Annotated in this window: 10 protein-coding genes; 6 read left to right on the top strand and 4 right to left on the bottom strand. The window is 71.4% G+C overall.

Features of this window, described 5'->3' with window-relative positions; genetic code table 11:
* The 3 genes from ACFU7D_RS25535 to ACFU7D_RS25525 form a co-directional block, all read right to left on the bottom strand.
* Positions 1-427, bottom strand: a 427-nt coding sequence (locus ACFU7D_RS25535) for a 2-dehydro-3-deoxyphosphogluconate aldolase (protein ID WP_378872672.1), incomplete at its 3' end; no start/stop codon positions are given.
* Positions 424-2,034 (bottom strand): amidohydrolase family protein, encoded by a 1,611-nt coding sequence (locus ACFU7D_RS25530; protein ID WP_378872669.1) that lies wholly within the window; start codon positions 2,032-2,034, stop codon positions 424-426. The genes ACFU7D_RS25530 and ACFU7D_RS25535, both read right to left, overlap by 4 nt.
* Positions 2,035-2,054: 20 nt before the next feature.
* Positions 2,055-3,386, bottom strand: a complete 1,332-nt coding sequence (locus ACFU7D_RS25525) for an amino acid deaminase (RefSeq protein WP_378872667.1) — start codon at positions 3,384-3,386, stop codon at positions 2,055-2,057.
* Positions 3,387-3,511: 125 nt separating this feature from the next.
* Between ACFU7D_RS25525 and ACFU7D_RS25520 the strand changes: the two genes are divergently transcribed.
* From ACFU7D_RS25520 to ACFU7D_RS25510, 3 genes are read left to right on the top strand one after another with little or no spacing between them, the layout of a single operon-like run.
* Entirely contained in the window at positions 3,512-4,537 is a 1,026-nt protein-coding gene (locus tag ACFU7D_RS25520; RefSeq protein WP_378872664.1) for a sugar kinase, read from the top strand.
* Complete coding sequence (locus ACFU7D_RS25515; RefSeq protein WP_378726736.1) at positions 4,534-5,283, top strand: IclR family transcriptional regulator; 750 nt, start codon at positions 4,534-4,536, stop codon at positions 5,281-5,283. The genes ACFU7D_RS25520 and ACFU7D_RS25515 overlap by 4 nt, the downstream gene beginning before the upstream one ends.
* Before the next feature lie 20 nt (positions 5,284-5,303).
* Positions 5,304-5,708, top strand: a complete 405-nt coding sequence (locus tag ACFU7D_RS25510) for a RidA family protein (RefSeq protein WP_378726734.1) — start codon at positions 5,304-5,306, stop codon at positions 5,706-5,708.
* Here ACFU7D_RS25510 and ACFU7D_RS25505 read toward each other — a convergent pair.
* Positions 5,705-7,879, bottom strand: coding sequence for an acyltransferase family protein (locus ACFU7D_RS25505; protein WP_378872659.1), 2,175 nt, complete (start codon positions 7,877-7,879; stop codon positions 5,705-5,707). The two genes, ACFU7D_RS25510 and ACFU7D_RS25505, sit on opposite strands and share 4 nt — an antisense overlap.
* Before the next feature lie 191 nt (positions 7,880-8,070).
* Between ACFU7D_RS25505 and ACFU7D_RS25500 the strand changes: the two genes are divergently transcribed.
* From ACFU7D_RS25500 to ACFU7D_RS25490, 3 genes are all read left to right on the top strand, one after another.
* A complete protein-coding gene (locus tag ACFU7D_RS25500; RefSeq protein ID WP_378726730.1) occupies positions 8,071-9,189 on the top strand; it encodes a sugar ABC transporter substrate-binding protein in 1,119 nt (372 codons plus the stop codon).
* The gene (locus ACFU7D_RS25495; RefSeq protein WP_378726728.1) at positions 9,186-9,935 is read left to right on the top strand and encodes an ATP-binding cassette domain-containing protein; all 750 of its coding nucleotides are present in this window, start codon (positions 9,186-9,188) and stop codon (positions 9,933-9,935) included. The genes ACFU7D_RS25500 and ACFU7D_RS25495 overlap by 4 nt, the downstream gene beginning before the upstream one ends.
* 76 nt (positions 9,936-10,011) lie before the next feature.
* The gene (locus tag ACFU7D_RS25490) at positions 10,012-11,280 is read left to right on the top strand and encodes a sugar ABC transporter permease (protein WP_378726726.1); all 1,269 of its coding nucleotides are present in this window, start codon (positions 10,012-10,014) and stop codon (positions 11,278-11,280) included.
* Positions 11,281-11,354: the final 74 nt, after the last annotated feature.

Raw genomic sequence — 11,354 nt, 5'->3', positions numbered from 1 at the left:
GGCCGACGGCCCGCGCCGGGAAGATCTTGACCGCGTCGGCGCCGAGCCGGGTCGCGGCGAGGACCTCGGTCGGGGTGAGGGCGCCGAGCACGACGGCCGCACCCGCGGCGTGGCCCTCGGCGACGATCTCCGCCGCCTCCGCGGGCACGCCGGGCGTCACCAGGAACCGGGCGCCGGCCGCGAGCGCGGCACGGGCCTGGTCGGCGCTCAGCACCGTGCCGGCGCCGACGACGATGTCGCTGCCCGCGCGGGCGCTGACCTCGGCGAGCAGGTCGGTCAGGCCCGGTGTCGTGTAGGTCAGCTCGACGGTCCGGATGCCACCGGCGGCCAGGGCGTGGCAGAGCGCGACGGGATCCTCGATCCGTGATGCGCGTACGACGACGAGGGAGTGGTCGGCGCGGAGCGTGTCGATCAGGGGGCTGGTCATCGGGCTCGGGTTCCTTCGTCGGTGCGGCGCAGCGCCCGTCCGGGCAGTGCATCGGTGCGGTGGCCGTCCTCGATGACGGCGGTGCCGTTGACCAGCACCCAGTCGATGCCGCGCGCCTGCTGGCGCGGCTGCTCGAACGTGGCGGTGTCCGCGACGGTGTCGGGGTCGAACAGCACCAGGTCGGCGGCGTACCCCGCCCGGACGAGGCCACGCTCGTGCAGCCTGAGCCGGGAGGCCGGGCGGCCGGTGAGGTGGTGGACGCAGTCGACCAGGTCGAGGACCCCGAGGTCGCGTACGTAGCGGGCGAGGTAGCGGGGGAAGGTGCCCCATGCGCGCGGGTGCGGGCGCTCGCCGACGAGGATCGCGTCGCTGCCGCCGCAGTGGGTGCGGTGGCGCATGATCGTCTGCACGTTCTCCTCGTGGCCGACGTGCTGCAGGATCGTCGTGGCCAGCCGGTCGCGGACGAGCAGGTCGAAGAAGACGTCGGTCGCCACCTGGCCGGTCTCTTCGGCGATCTCGGCGACGGTGCGGCCGACGTGACCGGACAGCTCCGGGTTGCGTACGCCGCTGATCTGGATCGTGCGCCAGTCGGTCACGCAGCCGTGGCAGCCGTCGGTGCCGACGTGGTCGAGCTCGTGCGCGATCCGGGCCCGGTCCCCGGGGTCCGCGATCCGCGCGAGTAGGGCATCGGGACCGCCGGAGGTCGACCAGCTGGGCAGCACGGCGCTGAGCGTGGTGGCGCCAGGCAGGTAGGGGTAGGTGTCGAGGGTGATGTCGACCCCGTCGGCCAGGCCGGCGTCGATGATCTCGATGAGCTCGCCGGCCCGCCCGCGGTTGGGCTCGAAGTTCATGGTCGCGTGGGTCAGGTGCAGGGCGCACCCGGAGGCCCGGGAGACCTCGATCATCTCGGCGTACGCCTCCAGCGCGCCGGCGCCGTAGGAGCGGTGGTGCGGGCTGTAGTAGCCGCCGGCCTCGGCGACGACCCGGCACAGGGTAGCCAGCTCCTCGTCGTCGGCGAACATGCTCGGCGGGTAGGTCAGGCCGCTGCTCATCCCCACCGCGCCCTCGGCGAGACCGACCCGCAGCAGCCGGGCCATCTCGGCGATCTCGGTCGGGGTCGCGGGCCGGTTGTCCGGGCCGACGACCATCAGCCGCAGCGTCCCCTGCGGGACGAGGTACGCCGCGTTGCACGCGATCCCGCGGTCGAGCCGGTCCAGGTAGCCGGCGACGGTGTCCCAGTCGAAGTCGAAGTCGTCCGGCTCGCCGTTCCACCCCCCGATCTGGCGGCGCAGCTGGGTCCGCGTCGCCGGATCGGCGGGCGCGAACGAGAGTCCGTCCTGCCCGACCACCTCGAGGGTGACACCTTGGCTCACCTTGGCCGTGTGGTCGGGGTTGACCAGGATCTGCAGGTCCGAGTGGGCGTGCATGTCGATGAACCCGGGCGTCAGCGCCCGGCCGGCGGCGTCGACGGTGCGCCGCGCCGCCGGTGTCGCGCCGTCGGTGTGGATGCCCGTGATCCGCCCGGCGTCGATGCTGACGTGGGCGTGGAACGCCGGGGCTCCGCTGCCGTCGATGACGGTGGCGTCGCGGATGAGCAGGTCGGTCATGGTGACTCCTCCTGGGACTCTCAGAACCAGGTCCGCACGAGGTCGACGACGACCGGGTCGTCGGCGTCGGCGTCGTCGAGGACCGGGATGAGGCTCCACTTGTCGAAAGCGGTGCACGGGTGCGAGAGCCCGAGACGGAGCTCGTCGCCGATCACGACCGGCGGCTCACCCGAGGGGTCCCAGCGGAGGAAGCCGTGCTGGTCGTTGAGCGCGGTCACGGTGACCCCGGTGAGCGGGCTCGCGGGGGAGCCGGTCGTCCGCGCCCGCAGCAGCTGGGCCTCGGGCAGACCCTCGTCGAAGGGCAGGTCGCGCTTGCCCGCGTCGAACAGCGCGAGACCCGGCTCCGGTTGTGAGGAGATCCGCACCCAGCCGTGGAGGGCGCTGCGCAGGCCGGGGCCGGTGGTGCGCGGGTCGCTGCCGAGGGGCGAGATGTCGCGGTAGAAACCGTCGTCGTGGGTGATGTAGGCGCCGCTGCGCAGCACCACGCGGGCCTCGTCGCCGGCCACCAGCGGCGCGAGCGCGTCGGCCACCTGCTCGAAGTAGGCGCTGCCTCCGGCACTGACCACCGGCGTCCGGCCGGCGGGCATCAAGCCGGAGATCCGCCGGTGCAGGGAGACCAGGCTGTCGACGTACGCATGGACGACGCCGAGCGCGGCCGCGTCGGTGGTGTGGGCGAGGGCGCCCTCGTAGCCGGTGACGCCGGCGAGCTCGAGGTGGGGCGAGGCGGCGATCGCCTCGGCGACAGCGACGGCGGTCGCCTCGTCCCGGGCGCCGGTGCGGCCCCCCGCGGCTCCGCGCTCGACCAGGACGGCCAGCGGGCGTCGGGGCCCGACCTCGGCGGCATGGGCCGCGAGCGCGTCGTGCATCAGGGCCACGGTCCGTGGCGAGTCGGCCCAGACCAGCACCTCCAGCCCGGGGTCCTCGGTGAGCTGGTCGGAGATCCAGCGCAGCGTCAGCGGGGAGACGATCGCGTTGGCGACGATCACCCGGGAGAGGCCGAAGGCGCGGGCGACGGCGAGCTGGGCGAGGTTCGCCACGGTGATCGCCCAGGCGCCGGCGGCGAGCTGCTCGGCCCACAGTTGCGGCGCCATCGAGGTCTTGCCGTGCGGGGCCAGGGCGATGCCGCGCTCGGCGCACCAGGTGGCCAGCACGTCACGGTTGTGGGTCATCGCGACCCGGGAGAGCGAGAGCACGGGCGTGGGCAGCTGCGAGAGCCGGGGCGCCGCGTCGAGCACCTCGGCGACCGTACGTCCCCACAGCGCGGGTGGGATCGCCTTGTGGCGCCAGTCGACCCGCTCCTCGCGCAGTGCCGCGACGGCCGCCGTGTCGATGTGGGCTGCCGGGTGATCCATGGCCCGTCCTTCCTTCGTTGCACATTATGCAACGGTGATTGCGTAATTCGATTCGTTAGTTGTAGCATCGGCCACACCGGGCGTCAACGGTCCGGCGGAGAACCAACAGGGGAGGAGCTCCATCCGTGGGCAGTAGCGGAGACGTGCGAGTGGTCTGTCTCGGGGAGGCGATGGTCGTCCTGCGTCCGGAGGGCGACCGGTCGCTCGCCGCGGCGACGACCCTGCGACGTTCGGTCGGTGGCGCCGAGGCCAACGTGGCCGGAGCCCTGGCCGGCCTCGGTGTGCGGACCGCCTGGGTGTCCCGGCTCGGCCGGGACCCGTTCGGCCACGTCGTGACCGAGGACCTGATCGCCCGCGGCGTGGACGTTGAGGCGGAGCGCGATCCCGAGCGGCCGACGGGGCTCTACCTGAAGGAGCCCGCCCCCGGCGGTAGCCGCATGCACTACTACCGGGCGGGCTCCGCGGCCGCCGCGATGGACGCCGACCTGCTCGATCGCCCCGAGGTCGCGCGAGTGCTGGCCACGGCCGAGGTCGTGCACACCTCCGGCATCACCCTCGGCATCCTCGAGGACGGATCGGCGCTGGTCGCCCGCCTGCTGGCGTTGCGCGACGAGCTCGGCTTCCGCCTCAGCGTCGATCTCAACTGGCGACCGGCCCTGTGGGCCGGACGAGGCATCGCGCCGCTGCTCGACCTGCTCCGAGCTGCTGACGTCGTCCTGCTCGGCGCCGACGAGGCACGCGCCGCGCTCGGCGTGCACACCCCCGAGGACCTCCGCGAGCTCCTGGGCGATCGTCCGCGACTCGTGCTCAAGGCCGACTCGCACGCCGCCGGGGAGCACCACCCGGACGGACGCACGACCGAGGTCCCCGCCCTCGGCGTCGACGTCGTGGAGCCGGTGGGCGCCGGTGACGGCTTCGCGGCCGGCTACCTCGCCGCGCTCGTCGACGGCGCCGGTCCGGTGGGCCGGCTGCGGCAGGGCCACCTGGTCGCGGCAGGCGTGCTGGCCGTGGCCGGTGACCATGCGAAACCGCCGCCCGAGGACGTACGTGAGCGGCTGCTCGAGTGCTCCGAGGACGCCTGGGCCGCGACCCGGGTGAGCGCCGCCGGCATCGACTCCCCGGCGCTCGCGGCCCACGAGGAGATCCGATGAGCCAGAGTCTCTCCCGCGCGCTGCAGATCCTCATCGAGCTCGGTGAGGGCGAGCGGTCCCTCGACCAGGTGGCCGCCAGCCTCGAGGTCCACAAGACCACCGCGATGCGGCTGCTGCACACGCTGGAGGCCGACCGGTTCGTACGCCGCGACGACCGCCAGCGCTACCACCTCGGCTCCCGGCTGTTCGCGCTCGGCGGCGCCGCGCTCGCCCAGCACGCGATCCGCGACGTGGCCCAGCCCCATCTGACCCGGCTCGCGGCCGAGACGGGCGGCCAGGCCGTCCACCTGGCCGCCTACGAGAACGGCACGGCCATCTATCTGGCCAAGGTGGAGAGCACCCACGCCGTGCGGATGTACTCCCGCGTCGGGCTGCCCGCCGCGCTGCACGCGACCGCGGTCGGCAAGGTTCTGGTCGCCGATCTGCCGCCGGGGGAGCGCGACGCCGTGATCGCGGGCATCGACTTCCGGCCCTTCACCAGCCGCACCATCGCCGACGCGGCGGGCTACCGCGAGGTGCTCGCTCGCACGCGCGAGCAGGGCTGGGCCGAGGACGCCGCCGAGCACGAGGACTTCATCAACTGCGTCGGGGCGCCCGTACGCGACGAGGCCGGGCGCGTGGTCGCAGCGGTCTCCGTCTCCGTGCCCGACGTCATCCTGCCCCGCGAGGGGGTGCGCGCCCTGGTGCCGCAGCTCCTCGCCGCCACCGAAGCGATCTCCGCCGACTGGGCCGGCCCGAGCTCATGACACCACCCGAGAGGAACCACATGTCCGACATCCGCATCTCCACCGACCAGGCGCCTGCCCCCGCGCACACCTTCTCCCAGGGCGTGGTCCGCGGCGGCCTGATCCAGGTCTCCGGCCAGGGTCCGGTCGACCCCGACACGAACGAATATCTGTTCCCCGGCGACGTGAAGGCCCAGACCGTCCGCACCCTTCAGAACGTGGAGGCCATCCTGGCCGCCGCCGGCGCGGGTTTCGAGGACGTACTCATGCTCCGGGTCTACCTGACCACCCGCGACGACTTCGCCGCGATGAACGACGCCTATGGCGAGTTCATCGGATCGCGGGTCGCCGAGGGCGGCATCCTCCCGTGCCGCACCACCGTGATGACCGGCCTGCCGCGTGCGGAGATGCTCGTCGAGATCGACGCGCTCGCCGTGGCCCGTTAGCCGATGACCCGGGCGAGCTCCTGGCTGAGGTAGGGCGCCAGGGTGCGGGCGTAGCGCGCGGTGATGTGGTTGCCGTCGCGGTAGACGATCACGTTGCCGATCACCGCCGGGCAGACCTCGTCCCCGCAGAACAGTCGGGTCAGGTCGACCAGGTGCGCGTTGGGATCGCGGAGGACCGCGTCGCGGTGCGGATCCTTGACGAGCACGTCGGTGCGCGGCCGCCCGCACGCCTCGCCGGCGGTCTCGGGGGAGTGCCGCTGGATGCAGCCCAGCGTGGTGCGCAGGTAGGCGGCGTTGTCGGGCTCGAACATCGGGTTGTCGACAAGCGCGATCACCGGGATGTCTTTCGAGGGCCGGTGGCTCCACGCCTCGACGAGGCCGTTGACGGTGGCGTCGTAGGGCGTCTCGCCGGCCAGCGGCTGGGTCGTCTTCCGGGCCGAGTGGGTCACGATGATCGCGTCGAGATCCTTCTGCTCGGGAGCACGCAGGTAGGCCTCGAGCTGCTGGTTCCACTCCGCGCAGGCGGGGCGGTTGTCGGCGATGTCCTTCCCGAGAGGCCGCGCGTTCCAGTGGCAGGCGGCGCGGGCGGCGACGTCGATGCGCCAGTTGCGCTGCTTGCCGATCAGGTCGAGCGCGCCGACCGGGGCGACGGCATGGGAGTCGCCGACCATCAGCAGCCGCTTCTGGTAGCCGTCGACCGACCCGTTCGGGCAGGCCGTGAACCGCACCGGCCGCTCCTCGAAGGACCAGCACTGGCCCCGGTTCTCGTCGTCCGCGCCGATCGCGGCCACCGCCGGGATCAGCTCACCGCGCAGGTCGGGGTTGCGGCACGAGCCTCCCGTGGAGGTCGCCGCCAGCGAGGCCGCGCCCAGGCACTCGGTCGTGAAGGGGTCGGCGCTGGCGAGCCTGGCCGCCGCCGCGATCGCCCGGTCCTCGGAGTGGGTGATCGCGACCAGGCCGCTCCAGCCGGCCCCGACCGCGACCACGAGGGCGGCGAGGGTGGCGACCAGGGCTCGCGGTCCGCCGGGCCTGATGACGTACGTCTGGACCTGGCGGGTGACGAGGCGGTTGGTCGCCCAGGCGAGCAACGTCGAGACGACCAGCACGCCGGCGGCCGAGGCGACGGTGAGCTCCTCCCCGCCGGTGTAGTAGAGCCACGCGATCAGCAGCGGCCAGTGCCACAGGTAGAGCTCGTAGGAGATGTCGGCGACGAACCGCAGCGGACGGGTCTCCAGCAGGCGCCGCGGCCCGCGCGGCGACGGGGTCGAGCCGGCCATCACCAGCAGCGCACCGGCGACCGGCCACAGGGCCAGCGGCCCCGGGAAGTGGTCCGCGCCGTCCATCACGAAACCGCAGGTCACGACGAGGGCGAGGCCGGCCCACGCGGCGTACGGCTTGATCTTCTCGGGCAGGCTCAGGCGGCGCAGGGCCAGCGCGGTGAGGGCACCGGCGGCGATCTCCCAGAAGCGGGTGACGGAGTTGAAGTACGCAGCCGCCTGGTCGGCCCCGGAGACCTTGATCGCGTAGGCGAAGGAGAGCGTGAACGCCGCCGCGGTCAGCACGAACAGCACCCGCGCGAGGCTGAGCCGCCCGCGCAGCCGGCCGCGGGCCACCAGGCGCAGAACCAGGGCGAGCCCGACGACCACCAGTGGCCACAGCAGGAAGAACTGCCCCTGCACCGCGAGCGACCAGAAGTGCTGCACCGGTGTCGAGGACGGACCCGCGGCGCCGTAGGAGAGCTGGCTGGCGATGAGCTCCCAGTTGAGCGTGTAGGTCGCGGCCGCGATGAGCTCGCGGGTCGTCTGCGTCCACAGCGTCTGCGGGATGAAGGCCACCATGAGCGCGGCCGTCGAGGCCAGCACGATCAGCGCCGGCGCGGCGAGCCGCGCGAACGTACGTCCGTAGTGCTCGCCCAGCCTGACCTGGTTGCGCTCGGCCCTGCCCACCAGCGACCGGGTGGCGAGGAAGCCGGAGACCACCAGGAAGACGTCGATCCCGCCGGAGACCCGGCCGTTGCCGAAGAGATGGAAGGCGACGACGAGCGCCAGGGCGATACCGCGCAGGCCGTGGATCTCGCTGATGTGTCCGGAGGTGTGCCCAGATTTGGGGCTGTTGGGCTCGCTGTCGGCCCGGCTGGTCGTGGGCGTGCGGAAATCCGAGGTGGCGGTCACGTGGTCGCTGTTCTAGTGGACGTTGGCGGGCGGGAGCCGTCGCACCGTAACGAGCAGTGGTGACGTGAAGGCGTACGGGCGTTATCAATCCGCCGTCGAGATCTCCTCAGAACCGCTTCATATCGCTGCTGAAGGAGATAGGTTGCACCCCGACGTGACATAGATCACACTCAGGACTGAGGAGTTCGACGATGAACACGCACAAGATCGGCCGCCTGATGGCGGTCGCAGCGGTGGCGACCCTGTCGACCGCATCGCTCGTGGCATGTGGAGGCTCGGATGACGACGGTGGCTCGGGAGACTCGGGCGGCACCGACGTCGGAGTGATCCTGCCCGACGCGACCACGTCTCCCCGATGGGAGTCCCAGGACCGGCCCAACCTCGAGAAGGCGTTCGCCGATGCCGGCCTCGAGGCCACGATCCAGAACGCCCAGGGCGACACCGCCAAGTTCGGTCAGCTGTGCGACAGCATGATCAACGAGAACGTCAAGGTCATCATCATCACCAACCTCGACTCCGAGTCGGGCGCGGCCTGCCTGAAGAAGGCGGCGGACGCGGGCGTGACGAGCATCGACTACGACCGGCTGACGCTCAACGGTGGTGCCTCCTACTACGTCTCCTTCGACAACGTGAAGGTCGGCGAGCTGATGGGCGCCGGGCTGGACGCGTGCCTGACCGAGATGGGCAAGACCAAGGGCAACATCGTCTTCGTCAACGGTGCGGCCACCGACAACAACGCGGCGCTGTTCAAGTCGGGTTACCAGAAGGCGCTCCAGCCGAAGATCGACGACGGCACCTACAAGCTCGTCGGTGACCAGTCGGGGGAGTGGGACGCCACCAAGGCCGGTGAGGTCTTCGACCAGATGTACACCGCCAACGACGGAAAGATCGACGGCGTCATCTCCGCCAACGACACCATGGCCGGCGGCATCATCGCCCGGCTGAAGGCCAACAACGCGCAGGGCAAGATCCCGGTGACCGGCCAGGACGCCTCGGTCGAGGGTCTGCAGAACATCCTGCAGGGCTTCCAGTGCGGAACGGTCTACAAGAACACCGAGCTCGAGGCCAAGGCCGCCTCCGACCTGGCGATCGCGCTGATCGAGGGTGACAAGGACGCCGCCGCGGAGCTGGCCACCGGCTCGGTGGAGGACACCGAGGCCGGCAAGGACGTGCCCTCGGTGCTCGCCGAGCCCGTCTGGGTCACCAAGGACACTGTCAAGACGGTCGTCGAGGACGGTCAGGCCGACGCCGCGGAGGTGTGCGCCGGCGCGATCGCCGACCTGTGCACCGAGAACGGCGTGCCTCAGTGAGTTCGCTGCTGGAGCTGCACGGCGTCGAGAAGTCCTTCGGCGCCGTGCAGGTCCTGCGCGGAGTGGACCTCTCGGTCCAGGCGGGCCGGGTCACCGCGCTCGTCGGCGACAACGGTGCCGGCAAGAGCACCCTGGTCAAGGGCATGGCCGGGATTCACCTGTTCGACGCCGGTGACTACCTCTTCGAGGGGGAGCCGGTGAAGGTGACCAACCCCAAGGACGCCGCCGCGCTCGGGATCGAGGTCGTCTACCAGGACCTCGCGCTGTGCGACAACCTCGACGTCGTCCACAACATGTTCCTCGGCCGGGAGATGAAACGGCTCCGGCTGGTCGACGAGGACAGCATGGAGCAGCGCGCTCGCGAGACCCTCGACGGTCTCTCGGTGCGTACGCTGAAATCGGTGCGTACGCCGGTGGCCTCCCTCTCCGGTGGCCAGCGCCAGACCGTGGCGATCGCCCGCGCAGTGCTGTGGAACTCGAAGCTGGTCATCCTCGACGAGCCGACCGCGGCTCTCGGCGTGGCGCAGACCGAGCAGGTGCTCCGGCTGGTGCGGCGCCTGGCCGACCGGGGTCTCGGCGTCCTGCTGATCAGCCACAACCTCAACGACGTCTTCGAGGTCGCCGACGACATCGCGGTCCTGTATCTGGGCGCCATGGTCGGGCAGATCGAGGCCGCCTCCACCACGCGCGAGCGGGTCGTGCAGGCGATCACCACGGGCGTCGTTCCCGAGGGAGGTGCGGCATGAGCGAGCGCCAGCGAGCGACAGTAGGCCTCAGGCCGCCGCGTCCGTATTCTGGCGCTTGCGCTACGGAGGTGGCGGCATGAGCACCGACACCGATGACCCGACCGTCGCCGCGGCACCGGACCCGGAGCCCGACAACTCGCTCGCCGGGATCTTCCGGGCCTACATGGCCAAGCTCAAGGGCGGTGAGGTCGGTTCGCTGCCGGCGGTGCTGGGTCTGATCGCACTGGTCGTGGTCTTCTCCGCGCTGCGTCCGGAGCAGTTCACCAACTCGTTCAACTTCGCCAACCTGATCGGCCAGTCGGCAGGCGTGACCGTGCTCGCGATGGGCCTGGTCTTCGTGCTGCTGCTGGGCGAGATCGACCTGTCGGCCGGGTTCGCGGGTGGGACGTGCGCGGGGGTGCTCGGGGTGTGCCTGACCCGGCAGGAGTGGCCCCTGATCCCGGCCCTGCTGGCGGCTCTCCTCACCGGAGCGGTGATCGGCCTGCTCATCGGGCTGCTGGTGGCCAGGCTCGGGATCCCGTCGTTCGTGGTCACGCTGGCTGCGTTCCTCGGGCTGCAGGGCGTGCTCCTGACGATGATCGGCGAGGGTGGGACGATCCCCATCCGCAACGACTTCATCAACGGCCTCAACAACGCCAACCTGCCGGTCTGGCTCGGCTGGGTGCTCGGCGTCGTCTGCATCGTGGGCTATGCGGGCTCGACGTACGTCACCGATGCACGCCGCCGCGCCAAGAACCTCACCGTGCAGCCGATCCTGCTCTGGGCGTTGAAGACCGGGCTGCTGACGGTCGTGGTGCTCGCCGTGGTCGGCTACCTCTCCGTCGAGCGCAGCCGCAACCCGGCGCTGACCTCGCTCAAGGGGGTGCCGGTCTCGCTGGTGGTGATCGTCGGCCTGCTGATCATGCTCACGTTCGTGCTGACCCGCACGGGCTGGGGCCGGCACGTCTACGCTGTCGGCGGCAACGCCGAGGCGGCACGGCGGGCCGGGATCAACGTGTTCCGGGTGCGCCTGTCCTGCTTCGTCCTCTGCTCCACCATGGCGGCGGTGGCCGGCATCATGATCGCCAGCCGGACCAACTCGGTGAACCCGAACACGGGCGGCGAGACGACCCTGCTGTACGCCGTGGGCGCAGCCGTCATCGGCGGCACCTCGCTCTTCGGCGGCAAGGGCCGGGTTATCGACGCCGTCATCGGTGGCACCGTCGTGGCAGTTATTGATAACGGGATGGGTCTGCTCGACCAGCCCCAGGGCACGGTCTGGATGGTCACCGGCCTGGTCCTCCTGGTCGCGGCCAGCGTCGACGCGCTGTCTCGGCGCCGGGCATCGGCGACGGGGCACGTGTAGCGCCCCCGAGCCGAGACCGCAGAAACGGCGGCCGAATCGGTAGTTGTGGCGGATGTATAAAAAGATTAGTCAGC

It is taken from the genome of Nocardioides sp. NPDC057577 (assembly GCF_042801335.1).
Taxonomy (GTDB): domain Bacteria; phylum Actinomycetota; class Actinomycetes; order Propionibacteriales; family Nocardioidaceae; genus Nocardioides.
Note: the sequence above shows the minus strand (reverse complement) of the source record. Positions and strands in the feature narration are given on the sequence as shown.